The organism is Enterococcus sp. E5-162 (assembly GCF_035725965.1).
In the GTDB taxonomy this organism is placed as follows: Bacteria; Bacillota; Bacilli; order Lactobacillales; family Enterococcaceae; genus Enterococcus_B; species Enterococcus_B lactis.
This window is the reverse complement of sequence record NZ_JAPRFV010000006.1, coordinates 166,849-186,198: the sequence shown is the minus strand read 5'-3', so window position 1 is coordinate 186,198 and position 19,350 is coordinate 166,849. Positions and strand designations below refer to the sequence as shown.

At 40.1% G+C, this 19,350-nt stretch carries 15 protein-coding genes; 2 read left to right on the top strand and 13 right to left on the bottom strand.

Going from position 1 to position 19,350, the window contains the following annotated elements; all coding sequences use genetic code 11:
• Positions 1-607: 607 nt before the first annotated feature.
• From lysS to pth, 12 genes are all read right to left on the bottom strand, one after another.
• Positions 608-2,104 (bottom strand): lysine--tRNA ligase, encoded by a 1,497-nt coding sequence (gene lysS, locus OZZ83_RS08075; protein WP_002310399.1) that lies wholly within the window; start codon positions 2,102-2,104, stop codon positions 608-610.
• 110 nt (positions 2,105-2,214) lie between these two features.
• Positions 2,215-3,219, bottom strand: a complete 1,005-nt coding sequence (dusB, locus tag OZZ83_RS08070) for a tRNA dihydrouridine synthase DusB (RefSeq protein ID WP_002310400.1) — start codon at positions 3,217-3,219, stop codon at positions 2,215-2,217.
• On the bottom strand, positions 3,220-4,107 hold the full coding sequence (hslO, locus tag OZZ83_RS08065; RefSeq protein WP_002310401.1) for an Hsp33 family molecular chaperone HslO: 888 nt from the start codon (positions 4,105-4,107) through the stop codon (positions 3,220-3,222).
• A gap of 216 nt (positions 4,108-4,323) precedes the next feature.
• Positions 4,324-6,435 (bottom strand): ATP-dependent zinc metalloprotease FtsH, encoded by a 2,112-nt coding sequence (gene ftsH / locus OZZ83_RS08060; RefSeq protein ID WP_123830629.1) that lies wholly within the window; start codon positions 6,433-6,435, stop codon positions 4,324-4,326.
• 89 nt (positions 6,436-6,524) lie between these two features.
• Positions 6,525-7,070: a hypoxanthine phosphoribosyltransferase gene (hpt, locus tag OZZ83_RS08055; RefSeq protein WP_002310403.1), complete on the bottom strand. Its 546-nt coding sequence runs from the start codon at positions 7,068-7,070 to the stop codon at positions 6,525-6,527.
• The gene (gene tilS, locus OZZ83_RS08050; RefSeq protein ID WP_002314340.1) at positions 7,070-8,515 is read right to left on the bottom strand and encodes a tRNA lysidine(34) synthetase TilS; all 1,446 of its coding nucleotides are present in this window, start codon (positions 8,513-8,515) and stop codon (positions 7,070-7,072) included. Before tilS ends, hpt begins: the two co-directional genes overlap by 1 nt.
• Before the next feature lie 119 nt (positions 8,516-8,634).
• The gene (locus tag OZZ83_RS08045; RefSeq protein ID WP_002290937.1) at positions 8,635-9,105 is read right to left on the bottom strand and encodes a S1 domain-containing RNA-binding protein; all 471 of its coding nucleotides are present in this window, start codon (positions 9,103-9,105) and stop codon (positions 8,635-8,637) included.
• Positions 9,106-9,150: 45 nt separating this feature from the next.
• The gene (locus OZZ83_RS08040) at positions 9,151-9,576 is read right to left on the bottom strand and encodes an FtsB family cell division protein (RefSeq protein WP_002287409.1); all 426 of its coding nucleotides are present in this window, start codon (positions 9,574-9,576) and stop codon (positions 9,151-9,153) included.
• A gap of 67 nt (positions 9,577-9,643) precedes the next feature.
• Complete coding sequence (locus tag OZZ83_RS08035) at positions 9,644-9,913, bottom strand: RNA-binding S4 domain-containing protein (protein ID WP_002287407.1); 270 nt, start codon at positions 9,911-9,913, stop codon at positions 9,644-9,646.
• Positions 9,914-9,923: 10 nt separating this feature from the next.
• Positions 9,924-11,519, bottom strand: coding sequence for a putative polysaccharide biosynthesis protein (locus tag OZZ83_RS08030; RefSeq protein ID WP_002310406.1), 1,596 nt, complete (start codon positions 11,517-11,519; stop codon positions 9,924-9,926).
• 14 nt (positions 11,520-11,533) lie between these two features.
• Positions 11,534-15,055 carry a transcription-repair coupling factor gene (mfd, locus tag OZZ83_RS08025; protein ID WP_002314339.1) on the bottom strand — a complete coding sequence of 1,174 codons (3,522 nt, stop codon included), beginning with the start codon at positions 15,053-15,055 and terminating at the stop codon, positions 11,534-11,536.
• A gap of 16 nt (positions 15,056-15,071) precedes the next feature.
• Complete coding sequence (gene pth / locus OZZ83_RS08020) at positions 15,072-15,632, bottom strand: aminoacyl-tRNA hydrolase (protein ID WP_002310408.1); 561 nt, start codon at positions 15,630-15,632, stop codon at positions 15,072-15,074.
• Positions 15,633-15,984: 352 nt separating this feature from the next.
• On the opposite strand from pth, the gene OZZ83_RS08015 reads away from it, so the two are divergent.
• Both OZZ83_RS08015 and OZZ83_RS08010 read left to right on the top strand, forming a co-directional pair.
• Positions 15,985-16,959 (top strand): L-lactate dehydrogenase, encoded by a 975-nt coding sequence (locus OZZ83_RS08015; RefSeq protein ID WP_002287399.1) that lies wholly within the window; start codon positions 15,985-15,987, stop codon positions 16,957-16,959.
• A 169-nt stretch (positions 16,960-17,128) separates the two neighbouring features.
• Positions 17,129-18,526 (top strand): L,D-transpeptidase family protein, encoded by a 1,398-nt coding sequence (locus OZZ83_RS08010; protein ID WP_002316851.1) that lies wholly within the window; start codon positions 17,129-17,131, stop codon positions 18,524-18,526.
• Positions 18,527-18,607: 81 nt separating this feature from the next.
• Here OZZ83_RS08010 and OZZ83_RS08005 read toward each other — a convergent pair whose 3' ends face one another.
• A complete protein-coding gene (locus OZZ83_RS08005; protein ID WP_002290927.1) occupies positions 18,608-19,330 on the bottom strand; it encodes a YebC/PmpR family DNA-binding transcriptional regulator in 723 nt (240 codons plus the stop codon).
• Positions 19,331-19,350 lie beyond the last annotated feature (20 nt).

The following is a 19,350-nucleotide window of genomic DNA, read 5'->3' as shown; positions in this document are numbered from 1 at the left end:
TGTCTTGAATTGAATCAAGACGCCCTACACATTTGGTTTGTCTTACTTTGTTCAGTTTTCAAAGGTCTACTTCATCGGAAATGTTTTTCCGATTTGTTTTGGCTGCCGTAGCAACTTTTATATCATACCAGAGCGGCAAGTGATTGTCAACTCTTTTTTAAAAGTTTTTTTCGATTTCGTTTTTTGAAATCTTTCAGCAACTCATTTATCATAACTCATCGTTTGTTATTTGTCAACAACTTTTTTGAAGTTTTTTTCGATAGAATCAAGCTTCGCAAGCTGTTCTTTTTTAACGACTCAGTTATCTTATCATGCCGTTAGCAACATGTCAACAACTTTTTTGTTATGTTTTTGAAGAAATATTTCCTTCTGTCTTTTGGACAAGTAATAATATACCAACTAAATTTATCTTGGTCAACGAATTTTTTGTATTTTTTCAAGTTTTTTTCAATAAGCGATTATTCATTACTTTTCTTTCTTTATCGTTCGCTTTCGGCTCCATTAATGTCTGCAATATTTGATAACAGCTTTTGAACATTCGTTATTGTTTGTTGCTTTCTACATAGCAAAAGCTGCCTAAGGAGTCCCCTAGACAGCTTTTATTTGATTATCTCATTGTTGGGAATAGTAGAACGTCCCGAATGGATTGAGCGTCAGTTAGCAGCATCACTAATCTGTCAATCCCGATACCTAGACCACCTGTTGGCGGCATACCGTATTCTAATGCTTCCAAGAAGTCTTCGTCTACACCGTGAGCTTCATCGTTCCCTAGTTCACGTTCTTTTTCTTGTGCTTCAAATCGTTCTCTTTGATCAATTGGATCGTTTAGTTCTGTAAAGGCATTAGCAAATTCGCGTCCTACGATAAACAGTTCGAATCGGTCTGTGAATCGAGGATCTTCTGGATTTTTCTTCGCTAAAGGCGAAACTTCGACTGGATGTCCGTAAACAAATGTCGGTTGTGTCAACGTTTCTTCAACAAACGTTTCAAAGAATTCATTGATAACATGTCCGACTCCCATCGCTTCTGTTACTTCTACGTTATGCTTTTCAGCTAAGGCTAATGCTTCTTCCAATGTCATTTCTTTCCAGAAATCTACACCAGTTTGTTCTTTGATCGCATCTACCATATGGATACGTTTAAAGTCGCTTTCTAAGTCAACAGCTTGTCCATCATATGTGATTTTCGCTGTCCCTAGTACTTTTTCAGCTGCGTTACGGATAATACCTTCTGTCAGATTCATTACATCATTGAAATCAGTATATGCTGTGTATGCTTCTAACATCGTAAATTCTGGATTATGCGTAGTGTCAATCCCTTCATTACGGAAAACACGACCGATTTCATAAACTTTTTCCATTCCGCCGACAATTAGTCGTTTCAAATGAAGTTCCAACGCAATACGCAAATATAAATCAATATCCAGTGCATTATGGTGTGTGATGAATGGACGAGCAGCGGCTCCACCTGCCTCATTATGCAATACTGGCGTTTCTACTTCAATATAGCCATTGCCATCTAAATAACGACGGATCTCGCTGATAATTTGGCTTCGTTTCATAAATCGGTCAAAGCTTTCGCGATTACTGATCAAATCCAAGTAGCGTTGTCTGTAGCGTTGTTCAATATTCGTCAAGCCATGGTATTTATCTGGCAGTGGACGAAGTGCTTTTGACAAAATCGTGATTTCTGAAGCTTTGATAGAAACTTCGCCTGTGTCTGTTTTCATGATTTGTCCAGTTACACCAAAGAAATCTCCAAGGTCTGCATGTTTAAATACTTCATAGGCTTCATCACCTACTTGGTCTTTTCTTACATAAATTTGAATTTGGCCTTCTCGATCTTGTAGATGCGCAAATCCAGCTTTTCCTTTTCCTCGGCGAGTCATCATACGACCAGCTACACTAGCGGTCAATCCCATCTCTGCTAGTTCTTCTTTTGTTCTTGGATCAAATAGTTCATGCAATTCTTCTGAGTTATGTGTGCGTTCAAATCTTTTTCCAAATGGATCGATTCCATCTTCACGCAATTGTTCCATTTTTTGACGACGTACAAGCATTTGATCATTTAAATCTTCTACTTGATGTTGTTGTTCCTGTGTCACAAAAGTTCCTCCATTCTCATGTTAATCTCTTTCCTATAATGCCAATGAAACACAAAAAAAGCAAGCCGAACTTGGAATTTCAGCTTGAAAATTCACGAAAAACTTAGAAATCACAACGTTTGTTTCAATAGTACTTTTTCTGCTTTTTCTACAAATTGATCCAGCAGACCATTGATTTCTTGCTGATTTTCTGTCTGATTGATTGCTACTTTCACTTTTGCTGCTCGAGGAATCCCTTTTAAATAATAAGCCGCATGTGTTCTGAATTCTCTACATGCTACTTTTTCTCCTTTAAGATCTGCTAAGCGTTGTAAATGAAGTTTAGCTGTAGCAATCTTTTCGGCTGGTGTTGGCTCAGGAATCAGTTCTCCTGTTTCTAGATAATGCTGTGTACGATGAATCATCCATGGGTTTCCCAAAGCTGCCCGGCCAATCATCACACCGTCTGCACCAACATAATCAAGCATCCGTTTTGCATCTTCGGGTGTTTTGACATCCCCGTTCCCCATAAATGGGATGGTGAGATGTTTTTTTACTTCTTTTAATATTTCCCAATCTGCTTTTCCCTCATACATCTGAACCCGTGTACGCCCGTGCATAGCGATGGCACTTGCTCCAGCTGATTGTGCTGCTAATGCATTTTCTACAGCAAAGACGTGTTCTTCATCCCAACCGATACGCATCTTGACCGTTACAGGGATATCCACTGCTGAAGAAACAGCTTGGACCATTTCGTATACTTTCTCAGGATCTAAAAGCCACTTTGCCCCTGCTTCTGCTTTGATCACTTTGTTTACTGGACAGCCCATATTGATGTCTATTATATCTGCAGCTGTGTTTTCTTCGACAAATTGAGCAGCTTCAACTAGGCTGTCTTTGTTCCCGCCAAATATCTGTAAACTTAATGGATGTTCTGTTTCTTCAATGTGGAGCATCTCTAAAGTTTTTTTGTTTCTGAAATGGATACCTTGGTCACTGATCATTTCACATACGACTAAGCCTGCACCAAATTCTTTGACAGTGACTCGAAATGCTGAATTTGTTATTCCAGCCATCGGCGCAACAACGACACGATTAGGGATTTCAACATTGCCGATTTTCCATTTGTGTTCCACTTAAATTCCTCCTAAGGCTTCTTTCTTCAATCCAGCTAATTCTTCTTCACTATACTTGTATTTATTGTTACAGAAAGAGCATACCGCTTCTGCTCCATGATCTTCATCTATCATTGCTTGGATTTCTTCTGCACCTAGCGCAATAATTGCTTCTGCAAATTTTTCTTTCGAACAGTCACATTTGAATTGAACAGGCATTTTTTCTAAAACGTTCAGCTCTTCTGTATCAAGCAATCCCTTCAATATTTCTTCTGGTGTCTGTCCTTCATCTAAGAGAGTAGAGATTCTTGGTGTTGTTTTTAATTGTTCCTCAATCTTGCTGATTGTTTCTTCATCGGCACCTGGCATGATTTGAATCATGAATCCACCTGCTGTCTTGATACTGTCATCAGTATTGACCAGTACACTTAGTCCAACAGCTGAAGGAATTTGTTCTGAGATAGCGAGATAGTAAGTAAAATCTTCAGCGATTTCTCCAGAAACAATTGGCGTTTGTCCAGAAAAAGGCTCTTTTAATCCTAAATCTTTTGTGACAGTAAACATCCCTTGTGTCCCAACTGCTCCTCGCACATCGATTTTACCTTCACTATTCAAAGGAAGGCTGAGATGCGGATTTTTGATGTAGCCTTTCACATCTCCCTTCCCATTTGCATCTACTACGATTCCTGCTGCTGGACCATCGCCTTGGATTCGAACAGTTAGTTTATCTTCTCCTTTAAGTGTTGCACCAAGCAGCAGACTGCCCACTAATGTTCGTCCTAAAGCAGCTGAGGACGTATGCCAAGTATCATGACGTCTTTGTGCCTCCGCTACGGTATTTGTTGCTTGAACGGCGTATGCTCGTACGAATCCGTCGTGAGCAAGTGCCTTAACCAGATAATCTTTCATTTGTTATGTACTCCTTTTTCCGTTTTTAAACTCATAGTGAATCATACTAGCAACTCCTGCTTTTTTCAACTTTGGAATGCTTCTTTTAAAAATAATTCAGAATCATCTAGATAACAGGACATCATCCTATTTACATCTTAAATAAAGAAATCTCCCGAAAACCGGTTTTTGTTCCGGTTTTCGGGAGTCCTATCAGATCAATTGACCTATATTTTTTTATTTGTATTGATCGTCTGAATGATTATCTTCTGATCGTTGAGAATCTGAATCATGTTCTGCTTTATTTTCCTCATGCAGCTCATGTTTTGCTTCTTCAAAATCACGTTTTTCTTCTGCTTGTTTTTCAGCGTCTTTTTCTTCCAAAGCACGTTTTGCTTCCTCAAATGTTTTCGCTTCTTTTTCGCTTGGATAATCATTTGACTCAGTACCTTCAGGCATCATACCGTGTTCGAATAACGATTTGATTGCTTTGGCATCCAATGTTTCGAATTCCAGAAGTTTTTCAGCAATCAATTTATGCTGCGCACGATGAGCTTCGATGATTTCATGAGCTTTGGCATGAGCTTCCATCAAAATCTTGCGTACTTCTTGATCAATTTCGAAAGCAACTTGTTCAGAGTAAGCTTTTGTTTGACCGTAGTCGCGGCCAACGAACACTTGATGATTTCCTTCATATTGAACGGGACCTAAACGATCGCTCATTCCATATTCTGTTACCATGCTTCGTGCTAAAGCTGTCGCTTGTTCAAAGTCATTGGAAGCCCCAGTTGATTGGACATTGAAGATGATTTCTTCAGCTGTACGTCCACCAAGCAAGCCTACGATTTGTTCAAACATATCTTCTTTTGTCATCAAGAACTGATCTTCTTTTGGTAAAGCGATCATATATCCACCGGCGCGTCCGCGAGGGATAATCGTTACTTTGTGGACGACCCGAGCGCGACTTAACACTAATCCTACAATCGTATGACCAGCTTCGTGATAAGCAACCATTTCGCGTTCTTTTTTGCTGATTACACGATCTTTTTTAGCTGGGCCTGCAATCACGCGATCTTCCGCTTCATCGATATCAGAAGCATCGATTTTCTTTTTATTTCTTCTAGCAGCTACTAGCGCCGCTTCATTCAAGACGTTTTCCAAATCTGCTCCGGCAAACCCTGGAGTCTGTTGAGCAACAACTTTCAAGTCAACATCATCGGCCATCGGTTTATTCCGTGCATGGACGCGCAAGATTGCTTCACGTCCTTTTACATCTGGACGGCCAACTAAAATTTGACGGTCAAAACGGCCGGGACGTAGTAACGCTGGATCTAGTACGTCAGAACGGTTAGTTGCAGCAATGACGATTACTCCTTCATTTCCGTCGAAACCATCCATTTCTACAAGCAATTGGTTCAATGTTTGTTCGCGTTCATCATGTCCGCCGCCCATACCGGCACCACGTTGACGACCTACCGCATCAATTTCATCGATGAAAATGATAGCCGGAGCGTTTTTCTTCGCTGTTTCAAACAAATCACGAACACGGCTTGCTCCGACGCCGACAAACATTTCTACGAAATCAGAACCTGAGATCGAATAAAATGGTACGCCAGCTTCTCCGGCAACAGCTTTTGCTAACAAGGTTTTACCTGTTCCTGGAGGTCCTTCTAAAAGTACACCTGCCGGGATACGGGCACCTAATTCAACAAATCGGCGAGGATCTTTCAGAAATTCAACAACTTCAACTAGTTCTTGTTTTTCTTCTTCCGCACCCGCTACATCAGAAAAACGTACGCGATTAGCTTTTTTGTCTGCTTCTTTGGCTTTTGATTTACCAAAGTTCATGACACGGCCGCCACCGCCACCACCGCCGCCTTGTTGTCCCATCATCATGTAGAAGAAAAAGATGATGATCACGATCGGCAAGAAGCTAAGCAATAACGAAACCCATACGCCGCTGCTTGATTCTTCTTTTACTGTTGTAGCAACTTTGTTTTCTTTTGCCAGTTCTGTTACTTGGCTCAATGTTGTATCATTTGGCAAAATGATTGTTGTGAAATGGGTAGTAGTCGTATCTGTTGAACCCAAGATAGCTAACCCGCCGCTGTTAGCGACTGTCTGCTGTTCCTTGTATTCACCAGTGATCTTATATACACCATTTGCAGGCTGCACTTCAAACTCTTTGATTTTGCCTGCTTGTAGTTGTTCTGTGAATTTTGAGTACTCGATATCTGACGATCGCTGGCCGTTATTACCAAAAATGAAATAAACGACCATTACCATCGCTAAGATTACGAGGACATAATACAAGGCATTTTTCATCATGCCATTGTTCTTTTTGTTCATAGTTGCCCTCCCTAAGCGTCAATTTAATTTAACAGTTTTTTATCAATCCTGACCATTCTATTGTACCATAATTTAATTGAGATACAGCATTAATTTGATTGATAAACAGTAGGTTTCAATACACCGATGTACGGAAGGTTACGATATGCTTCTGCATAATCCAAGCCATAACCGACAACAAATTCATTTGGTACGTTGAACCCAACATAATCTGCTTCGATGTTTACTACTCTTCCTTCGGGTTTGTCAAGCAGTGTAACGATTTTGACTGATTTTGCTTTGCGGTATTTGAAAAGATCCACTAAATAAGCAAGTGTTCTTCCGCTGTCAATGATATCTTCAACGATCAACAGATCGCGACCTTCTACATTTGTATCCAAGTCTTTGACGATTTTTACTTCCCCTGACGAGACTGTTGCATTCCCGTAGCTTGAAACATCCATGAAATCCAATTCCAAATACGTATCGATAGAACGAACGATATCTGCCATGAATGGTACCGCTCCTTTTAAGACACCTACTACTAGGGGATTGGTGTTTTGGTAAATTTCTGTTAACTCTTTGCCTAGTTCTTTGCAACGAACTTGTATCTCTTCTTGTGAGATCAAAATTCTCTCAATATCCTTTTCCAACATCAGGTTCTCCTTCCAATTGCTTCTTTTTGATATTTGTAAAGAAGTATGTAGTGTATTTTATCAGTTTCTTCACGAATACTCAAATATGAAAAGGCAAAAGGTATCAGGCTATATATATTTCTTTTGGCATCTGTAATGATCCAAGCATGCTGCCTTTGTGAATTAGGTACTTTCTGATCGATAAAATATCTAGATACTTTTTTTGTAAGTTTCTCCGTTAATTGAATACGGTCTCCTGCTTTTCTTTTTTCGACATATAGTTGCACATCGGCGGGAACCCAAATGTCATGAGAAAACAGAGACCATGAATCTGTTGTTTTGATGTCCTCTGAATGTTCAGGTTTGACCAGACCAATCCATTCTGTTTCGTTCAACTGTATCCCTTGTTCTGGAATAAGCAACAAGCGCTGATCTTCTGTCTGAGCAGTGGCTTGTTTTTCTTTTTTAGCGAGTATAACAAAATGATACTCTCTTTTCAGTACCCAGTTGTTGCCGATGCTAAGCTGCCATTGACTTTTTTTCTGTTGCCACTGATCTAAAATCGATGTCATTTGCTGCTCTTTCAAAATGACCCCTGTTTCTGAGAATACTTTGTCGAAGAAGGAGTGGAAAAAATAGTATCGTTCCGCTTCTTCCATTTTTTCTATCATTTCTGCTGAAAATTGAAATCGATCCTTTAACTGTTCGACTTCCTTTTCGATTAACTGCCCCATACATTTTTGAATGACTTGGTCTGCCCATTGAATCTGTTGCGAAAACTGTTGAAAATGTCTCATCACCTGGGTGTTTTCTTGTTTTAATTGAGGAACAACCAAATGGCGAAGCCGATTTCTTTGGACATCTAATAATTGGTTCGTCTGATCCTCAAAGTAAACAAGCTGTGATTCTGCTGCATAAGCATATAATTCTTCTTTACTGAAACTCAGCAATGGACGAACAAGTCTGCCCGTAGCAAATGGTTGTACTCCTTTGATTCCAGAAAAAGTACTTAACTGTCCTCCACGAATGATTTTCATCAACACCGTCTCGATTTGATCATCTCCATGATGAGCAGTCATCAACGTATCATATTGTCCTTCTTCCATCACTCGAGTGAATGCTTGATAACGAAAGTTACGAGCTGCTGTTTCTATGGCCGTTTTGGCCGGATTTTCCCAAACACTTACATATAAAGGTAGATTCTTCTTTTCACAATATGAGCGAAGATAAGCAGCTTCTTCTGCTGATTCTTCTCTCAATTGGTGATTGATATGGACGACGCCCAAAGAAAAACCGATTTGGCGTTGCGCTTGCAAAAGCAAATGGAGCAAAACCATCGAATCAACCCCACCTGATACCGCTGCTAAAATCCTTGATTCTTTTTGCCAGAATCCTTGTTCATTTCCGTGCCGAATAAATGACTGCTGCAATAGCGGTACTTTTTTACCGTCTTTTTCAACGTTCATTCTTTCCACACCCTTTCTTCCTAAAAAAAGAGAGCGGGAAAACGTCTAAAACGACAATTAACCTGCCCTCTGTTGATACTCTGACTAAAATAGTCGCATCATCATTATTTTCAGCTTTATTAGCTGCGGCGTCCGCCACGGCCACCGCGTTTTCCTTCTGTGTTTCGCTTCAATGAAGATAAGCGGTCATCGCTATCTTTCAAAAATGAACTCATCAATGAATCGAAGTCTTCTTTTTGAGCTGAAGGCTGACTGCGAGAAAAAGATTTTTTCTGTGCTGGACGATTGCGGTTGTCACGGGAATCTTTTTGTTGAAATTTTTTAGGACGGCTTTCTTCTCCAGATTCTACAGGTTGTTCCTGCGCTTTGCGGATAGATAGTCCGATTTTCCCATCATCATTTACTGAAATAACTTTGACTGTTACTTCATCTCCTACACTTAAAACATCATGGATGTCTTTTACATATCCATTTGACACTTCGCTAATATGAACTAGACCCGTTTTTCCAGCACCTAGATCAATAAACGCACCAAAATTTGTAATTCCTGATACTTTTCCTTGCAGTTTTGCTCCTACCTCGATTGACATAAAAAAAATGTTCCTCCTAATTATTTCCCTTTTTTATATTCCTGCTTATTTTGCAGTTGTAGAACTAGTTGATTGATCTGTTTCATTTGTCGAGCTGTCTGTGTTTGATTCTAATATAGGATAAACTTTTTCACCGTCTTTTGAGTAAAAGAATTTGCTTCTGGCAAGTTTAGCTACATATTCATCATCTTTCAGCAATGAAACATCTTGGTGCAGCTGATCAACGTCTGCGTTGACTTCTTTCATTTCAGTATTTGCTTCGACTCTCAATTCGTTCAATTGATGCATCCTTTGCATATCATGGAAAATCTGCACACCTATTATCGCGAAAATGACCAAAGCACCAACAAAAATTGCAGCCAGTCTGCGTCTTCGAAAAATCAGTTGTCGTTGTTGTTGCTGAAATTCAGCATACTTTTTCTTTGCATATTCCGTATCTAGCGCAGCGATTTTATTGCTTTTTTTCGTCACTTGGATTCGCTCCAATCTTTTTTGATTGTCTTTCTCATTATACCAATATCATGAAAGCTTGTCTAATCTATTTCTCTAGTGTTTCTGTGCGATTTTCAGAAATAATTTCGTACATTTTTTGTGCATCTTCTTTTTTGGTCGATTCATGTAATTCCGTAATTTTTACTTCCAACGTTTTATTGCCGAACTGGACTTTCAAAATGTCGCCTACTTTGACGTCACTGGAAGATTTCGCCAATTTTCCGTTGATTTGGATCCTTCCTTTATCAGCCACTTCTTTTGCTACTGATCGTCTTTTGATGATTCGGGATATTTTTAAAAATTTGTCTAATCGCATATCTTATTCCTCACTTTTTGATTTTTTTGTTTAATCGTAGAATTTTCTTACCAAATGGCAACATGAGCCACTCTCTTACTGTAAACAGACGGAGACGAATCACTGCATAAATGAACACAGATGCGCCAATCCCAACGCCTATCACACTGACAAAAAAAGCAGTGGAACGATGAGTTACAGGACCAAACACTATATTCAACACACCATAATACAGAAGCAAGACTGCTGTCATACAAAGAAGGCTGATAATCAACTTCCGCCCAAAATGTCGTTCTTTCCAAAAAGCATTTAGCTCTTTTGTTTCGATTCGGACAAAATACCAAAGCGTCACACCTAATCCTAAAAGGGTAGACAGGCTTGCTCCGGCTGTTCCTAATAAACCAGTTAGAAAAGAAGTAGTCAATCCTTTTACCAAGAGCCCCCATCCTGCTCCTTTTAAAGAAGGGCGAAAAGAGTTCTTGCTTTGAGCAATACTTTGATAGGCTTGGATGACTGCAGTAAAAGCAATGGAAAAAACAAACAATACAAGCGCTGCATTTCCTGCATAATCTTTAAACAACGCATAATTGATATAAGGAAGCAGTAAGGCTAATCCCAAAGATGCAGCTAATGCCAAAGCGGTCGTCAATCTAAGATAGATTTTGGCTGTCTGTAAAAACTGACGATAGATCCGGTTGGTCAAATGACGGGTCAATGCAGGCAGAAATGTCGCACTTAATGCGGTGGCGATCACTAAACCTAATTGAACCAAAGGCTGCCCTCGATCATAGACCCCTTTTGCTATCTTCGCACCATATTCCGATAGACCGTAAACTTCCAAAGCATTTTTTACAAAGAAAGAGTCGATCAGCTGAAAAAAGATGAGTAATCCGCTATAAATCGAAACCAGACCGCCTTCTACTAGAAAGCGCCGGATCAAAGATTTTGGTGGCTGTTTGAATAATGGGAACCGGCGGAAGCTTAATACTCCTCCATGAATCTTTTGTTCATAGTAGTGAAGGATCCCATATGCGCATAACCCGCCAAAAACGGCTCCACTCATCGCTGCCGTCCCCGTTTGGTACACCGTCCATCCGAGCTTTCTAAAAGCAAACGCACTACAGACGATTACAGAAACACGAACGAGCTGTTCAACAACTTGAGAAACTGCCGTTGGTTCCATCAAAAATCTTCCTTGAAAATTCCCTCGATAAAAAGATAAACCAGGCATCAGCAAAAAGGTAAAAGAAACTACTTGGATCAGTGGTTTCAATTGTATATCCCCCATCATCCAAGCAATCCAACTGCTAAATGAAAAGACAAACAACCACAGAAAGACACCTGTCCAAAACACCAAGGGATAAAGACTTTGCAAAGCTTGCTTTCGCTCGAAAGGATTCTTTCTTTCTGCAACGTACTTTGATATGAACTGCGGAAGACCTGATAAAGCTAAAGTCATTGCTATCCCATAAATTGGATAAACTTGCTGATAAACATAAAAACCTTCGTCGCCGACTAAGTTTTGGAGAGGAATTCGGTAAAGGGCACTTAATACTTTTGCTATGAAAGAAGCAATCGTCAGTACAAATGCTCCTTGCATGACGCGCCGCATTTCTTTATGATCCAAATCGTTGCTCCTTCCTACGCTGACAGATATTTTTGCTCACGCAATGCTTTGACAAACTTTTGGATTTCCTGAAGCCACACTGCTTCTTCCATTTGGTTTGGAATCGTCAAGCGTATTACCATCTGTTCTTTTTCAACGCCTAGACTGGCTTTTAGTTTCGTCGCCGTTAGTGCTTCGAATAATTGTTCCACGCTGTAGCGTTTCGTTCCAACTTTGCTTAGAGTAAAGACGATATGCGGCTCTTGTTTCCTTATCGTTTCCAAGAGCGCTCGATCGCCATCCATTTTAATCTGTCCGATTGTCAGGAGGTGTGCTACTTCTTCTGGGTATTCTCCAAAACGGTCGAGCAGATCATCTTCCAGTTCATCTAGCATTTCTTGCGAATCAAGTTCACGAATTCGTTTATAGATCTCGATTTTCTGCCGCTGATCTGCCACGTATGTTTCAGGTAGATACGCGTCAACACCGAGGTCGATCTCAACAGTGGTCTTCTCCACTTGACTATTCTTTCCTTGTTTACGAGACACTGCTTCGCTCAGCATTTGAGAATACATATCAAAACCGACTGCATCAATAAATCCATGTTGCTGAGCACCTAAGAGATTACCTGCACCGCGAATGGAAAGATCACGCATCGCAATTTTGAATCCAGATCCCAGTTCTGTAAAATCTTTGATTGCCTGAAGACGCTTTTCACTGACTTCATTAAGGATCTTCTGCTGCTCATACATAAAGTAAGCATATGCGACGCGGCTACTTCTTCCTACCCGTCCGCGTAATTGATATAACGTGGATAAACCCATATAATCAGCGTTCTCAACAAACAATGTATTTGCGTTCGGGATATCTACTCCTGTTTCAATGATGGTCGTAGTGACAAGAACATCATACTGACCTTCAATAAATTCAAAGAGCGTATTTTCTAATTGCGCCTCTGTCATTTGTCCATGAGCATAGCCGATCCGCGCTTCCGGAACGAGTTCTTGGATTTCTTCTACTTTTTGTTCGATCGTTTCTACTCGATTATATAAATAGAATACTTGTCCACCACGTCCCATTTCTCGATGGATTGCTTCGCGGATAGCCCCAGGATTTTTTTCCATAACATATGTTTGGATCGGATAACGATTCGCAGGCGGTGTTTCGATTACTGAAAGATCCCGCACGCCTAGCATCGACATATGCAAAGTTCTCGGAATCGGTGTTGCTGTCAGAGTCAAAACATCCACTTGTGCACGTAACTGTTTCAATCGTTCTTTATGTTTTACACCAAAACGTTGTTCTTCGTCAATAATCAATAAACCCAAATCGCTAAATTCAATATCTTTTGACAAGATTCGATGGGTTCCCACAACAATATCAACTTGACCTGTGCGCAGTTGTTCGATGGTTTCTTTTTGTTGCTTTCTTGTTCTGAAACGACTTAATAGCCCGATATTTACGGGGAAACCTTCAAATCTTTCCAGCATCGTTTCATAGTGCTGCTGTGCCAAGATCGTTGTTGGAACTAAAAAGGCTACTTGTTTGCTTTCCTTTATCGCTTTAAAGGCCGCTCGAAGCGCTACTTCTGTTTTCCCATAACCAACATCACCTACGAGTAGTCGATCCATTGGTTTTTCTTTTTCCATATCCCGCTTGATCTCCGCTGCACTTCTCAACTGGTCGTCTGTTTCAGAATAAGGGAAAGCATTTTCGAATTCTTTTTGGTAGGCGTCATCAGGACCAAAAGCATATCCTTTTTCTGATTCTCTTACTGCGTATAATTTGATTAAATCGTCAGCGATATCTTCGATTTTCGAAGATACTTTTCGTTTAGTTTTCGTCCATTCACTTCCGCCTAGCTTATTGATGCGAGGTGCTTTGGCTTCCGAGGCGACATATTTTTGGATCAGATTCAGTTGAGTAACAGGAATAAACAGTTTGTCGTCGTTTTGATACAAAATAGTCATATAGTCTTGGTGAACGCCATCTACTTCTAGCGTTTCCATCCCAATGTATTTCCCGATACCATGATTGGCATGGACAACGTAATCTCCTGCTTTTAACTCATTGTAGCTTTTCAATCGCTCTGCGTTTGTTACTGTTTGACGTCTCGTTTGTTTTTTCGTCGTTTTTTGGAAAATTTCTTTTTCTGTGATAGCTACTATTTTTTCTTGAGGAAGTTCAAAACCAGCCTGCAAAGCTCCTTCAACTAATTGTACCTGTCCTCTGATCAATGCATTTTTTTCTGTTTCTACTACTAATATATCTTCATCTCGAAGCATTTGTTCTGCTTTACGTATTCTGTCCTTTGTCGGAATAAAGATCACAACAGTCTGTTTTTGCTTGCGCCAACGATCCATTTCTGTTTTCAGCAATGGCATTTGTCCGAAGAACTGTTGCATCGTCCGATATTGAAAATTATGGATTGCTTGGAAACGAAGATTTCCCATCCCTTTTTGGAAGAGTGAGAAAAAGGTTGTAGTAAATTTTTCCTTTTGAACGATTCTTTGTACATCTGCTGAAAATGACTGCTCAGAAAAAACCCGCAATTCGCTGATTTTTTGAGTATGCCATTCTGCCGCTTCCCTTTCGATTTCCCGATTTGTTTCCATGATCCGCTGGTAATCATCAACGACTAGTAAACTATTTGAAGGAAAATAATCCAAGATCGTTACAAATTCTTGGTAAAGAAGATCTGAGTAGAATTTTGCTTCTTCTGTCGGGATACCTACTTGCCAGCTTGAAGTCATCTGACCGAAGTAATCTTGTAAAAACTCGCGGTCTGCTTCTTCTGTGGTCGCAGCAAGCCGTTTTTCTAGCATTTTTTGCATTTGCTCTATTCCATGTTCCAGATCCTCTGGTCCATAGACTTGTTCACTCGTTGGAGAAACCCAGATTTCTTCCGTTTTTTCGATTGAACGTTGTGTTTCTGCTTCAAAATACCGCATAGAATCTATCTCTACATCAAATAATTCTACACGAATAGGATAGTTTGTTGTTAATGGGTAAATATCGACGATGCTTCCTCGAATACTGAATTCTCCGGGTTTTGCGACCATTTCTTCTCGTACATAGCCCATCAAAGTCAATTGGCGAGGAAGATTTTCCACATCTATCTCATCACCAACATGCCAATTCAATTGCGCCTGTAGCCAAGTTTTCTTATTCGGCAGTCGCTTGTGCAAAGCTGCGACTGGCAACAAATAGATACCTGCTTTTTTTTCTTGAAGTGCGTTGAGCGTTGCGACTCTCTCGCCTCGCGCTTCTGGAGAAGAAAAGGCCATTTCAGCAGAAAGCACTTCATCCACTGGAAATAAATGGATCTGATCCTGCGGAATCACATGTTGCAGATCTTCTGCTAACTGATTGGCATAATACAAATTTGGCATCAGAATGATCATATTTTTATTTGTTTTCTTAAATGCTCGAGCAAATAGAAGCGTCTTCGCTGAGCCAGCTAATCCTGTGATTAGTTGTCTAGGCATTTTTTCTTCTAAATTGCTGATCCATTCTTTTACTTGCGGATCTTTTCCGACTAATTGAATGATATCCATTCCTTTTCCTCCTTTCTCAATTGAATTGATTCATCGCATCCACGAACGAATGCCCTTCTATGAGATATTCGACTGCTTTAACAGATTGAAATATGCTTTCTTCTATCAAAGGCTGGTTTTCTTTGCTGAAAGGACTAAGCACATGTTGGACCACTGTTTTTTTTCCTTCTGGTCTGCCGATTCCCACCTTGATTCGATCAAAGACATTCGTATTCAAATGGGAAATGATACTTTTGATACCATTATGCCCGCCGGCACTCCCCTTTTGACGGAGCCGGATCTTTCCTACTGCCAGATCCAAATCATCGTAGATGACGACTAATTCTTCTGGATAAATCCCAAAATAAGTCATTAACGGTCCGACTGCACGACCAGATTCATTCATAAATGTCTGTGGTTTGACTAGAAGGATCTTTTCTCCATTATGAAAAAATTCGGCAACTTCTGCTTCGAATGGATTTTTTTTGAAAGCAGCTTGATGTTCGCGTGCAATTTGATCCACGACCATAAAGCCGATATTGTGTTTAGTATATTGGTATTTGGTACCTGGGTTTCCTAACCCGACAATCATTTTCATTTTTGTTTTTCCACCTAATTCTAAAAACAGCACAAAAGGCTGGACTGCTAATTAGCGGTCCAGTCCATCGAGCTTTTTTTCTTTTTTATACTGTCAATGTATAGTATAACACAAAACAAAGCGTTTCGGCTAAAAGAGAATCGTTAATAAATGATAAAGAAATTAAAAATTTCTTCAAAGTTTAATGAAATAATTGAATTATAAAAATAGTGAAATAACACACATGTAAGCTTTTACATATGATACAACCTTGTTATCTGTTATATTTTATAGCCAAATAGCGTGACATGGGGCTTGAGAAATGTTAGCATAAGCATGGGAAAAAACAAATCAATGGAAGGATTGATACTAAATGACTGCAGCTGCAGAAAAAAAAGATCATCAAAAAGTTATTCTTGTTGGAGACGGCGCCGTAGGTTCTAGCTATGCCTTTGCTCTAGTTACTCAAAATATTGCTCAAGAAGTAGGTATCGTGGATATCAATACTGCTAAAACTGAAGGAGACGCAATTGACTTGTCTCACGCTTTGGCATTTACTTCACCTAAAAAAATCTACTCTGCTACTTACGCAGACGCACATGATGCTGACTTAGTTGTTATTACAGCTGGCGCACCACAAAAACCAGGTGAAACTCGTTTAGACTTAGTAAACAAAAACCTAAAAATCAACCGCGATGTTGTCACACAAATCGTTGAATCAGGATTTAACGGTATCTTTTTAGTTGCCGCTAACCCAGTAGATATTTTGACTTACTCAACTTGGAAATTCTCAGGTTTCCCTAAAGAACGCGTTATCGGTTCAGGTACGTCTCTTGACTCTGCTCGTTTCCGTCAAGCACTTGCGGAATTAGTTGACGTTGATGCGCGTAACGTCCATGCTTACATCTTAGGTGAACACGGAGATTCAGAATTCCCAGTTTGGTCACATGCAAATGTTGCCGGCTTGCAAATCTATGAATGGGTGAAAAACAACCCAGAAATCGATGAAGAAGCTATGGTTAACCTATTCTTCGGCGTACGTGACGCTGCTTACACAATTATCGAGAAAAAAGGTGCTACTTTCTATGGTATCGCAGTAGCATTAGCACGTATCACTCGTGCCATCTTAGATGATGAAAATGCTGTTCTTCCTTTATCAGTCTTCATGAATGGCGAATATGGATTGAACGACATCTACATTGGTGCACCTGCTGTTATCAACCGTCAAGGTATCCAAAAAGTAATCGAAATTCCTTTAAGCGACAGCGAACAAGACCGTATGGCTGCTTCTGCTAAACAATTAAAAGAAATTCTAGATGAAGCTTTTGCTAAACTAGACGCTGAATAATCTTTGAATATGACGGAAAACATCTAAACGGTGTTTTCCGTTTTTTTATTTTATCACTCTTATGGTTTCTAAATTTTTTCATAAAGAAGAGATAACCTTCGTCTTTTCGTCTAAATTATGCTATCATGAGACCGTTCCACCCTAAACTTTTACTTAAGGAGTTGTCGATATGACAAGATCTTCGCATCGAAAAAAATCGAAACATGTTGCTTTGCTTTCAGCTCTTGGTGTTCTCTTGGTGCTGATTAGCTTTTATACCTATCGCAGTACATACTACACAAAGCATTTTTTGCCGAATACGGAAATCAACGGAATAAATGTCAGCAATCTAACAGTCGAAAAAGCAAATGAAAAATTAAAAGAAGCTTATTCCGATAAAAAATTAGCTATTAAAGAAGATGGAAAAGTCTGGCAGGAAGTACCAAAATCTGAGCTCGGCTATAAAGATGATTTCACTTCTGAGCTTTCTCCGATCCTAAATGAACAAAACGGATGGACTTGGGGAATGACTTATGTTTCAGCAGCTGAAAAACAAGAAATCGATCCTATCAGTCAAGACCACCAGAAACTGGATACTACCGTTCAGACATTGACAACTAAACTGACTGATCTGAATAAAGACCGGACACCTACAACTGATGCAACAATTGAAAAATCAGGCGACTCTTTTGTTATCAAGCCTGAAGTCAATGGAAATACCATCAACGTCGATGCTGCGGTCAAACAAGTAAAAAGTGCAGTAAATTCCGGTAAAGATACGATTGAATTAACTGAGTTCAAAGAAAAACCAAAAGTAACCTCCGGAGACAGTTCACTGAAAGAACAGCTCGAATCCATGAATGCTATCGCAAAAGTAAAAGCTACTTACAGTATAAACGGGGAGACTTTCCAGATCCCATCAAGTGATATCATGAGCTGGCTGACCTACGACGGAAAAGTCGATTTAGATACAGAACAAGTACGTCAATATGTAACAGATTTAGGCACAAAGTATAACACAAGTACGAATGACACAAAATTTAAAAGTACAAAAAGAGGAGAAGTTACAGTCCCAGTTGGCACTTACAGCTGGACGATCCAAACAGATAGCGAGACAGAAGCGCTGAAAAAAGCTATTCTGACAGGCCAAGACTTTACTCGTTCTCCGATTGTGCAAGGTGGCACAACCGCTGATCATCCATTGATCGAAGATACGTATATCGAAGTTGATCTAGAGAACCAGCATATGTGGTATTATAAAGACGGAAAAGTAGCCCTTGAAACAGATATCGTTTCCGGAAAGCCATCTACACCTACACCTGCTGGGGTCTTCTATGTTTGGAATAAAGAAGAAGATGCAACTTTAAAAGGAACAAATGACGACGGAACACCTTACGAGAGTCCAGTAAATTACTGGATGCCGATTGACTGGACAGGTGTTGGTATCCACGATTCTGACTGGCAACCTGAATACGGCGGAGATTTATGGAAAACCCGCGGTTCACATGGCTGTATCAACACTCCGCCAAGTGTAATGAAGGAATTATTCGGGATGGTCGAAAAAGGAACACCTGTATTGGTCTTCTAACAAAAAAGAATTTATAAAAAGAACGCACCTGTACGAATCGTACAGGTGCGTTCTTACTTATTATATCAACTATGCACTTGCTTACATTTCAGCAGCAGTAAAGACTTCTGAGACATCATCATCGTCTTCTAGCTTATCTACTAGACGTTCCAATTGCTCCCGTTGTTCCTCATTTAAATCGATCGTCGTTTGTGGGATCATCGTCAATTCTGCTTGCGCTAAAGTGAACTCTTTTTCCAGCTCATCTCGTACAGCAGCAAAATCTTCTGGTGCAGTATAAATCTCGAACACTTCAGGAGAAGTTTGCAGATCTTCTGCCCCCGCCTCTAATACATCTTCAAACATCGTCTCTTCATCAACAGCCAACCCATCGCGTTCAATGACGATATACCCTTTACGATCAAACAAGTAACTGACTGAACCCGTTTCTCCCAGTGACCCACCGTTTCGAGTAAAAGCTACTCGGACATTTGTCGCTGTCCGATTACGGTTATCCGTCAATGCATGGACTAAGATTCCTACTCCACCCGGGCCATATCCTTCATACGTGATTTCATCGTAATTCGTTTCATCTACGGCGCTGGTAGCCTTTTTAATTGCCCGTTCTACATTGTCGTTTGGCATATTTGCAGCTTTGGCTTTGTCCACAACAAGCCGCAGAGCTGGGTTCATGGATGGATCAGGACCGCCTGCTTTAGCTGCCATATAGATTTCACGAGAAAGTTTCTGAAAAACTTTTCCTCGTTTCGCATCTTGGGCATTTTTTCTTCCTTGGATATTATGCCACTTACTATGTCCTGACATGATTTTTCCTCCCTTGTTCT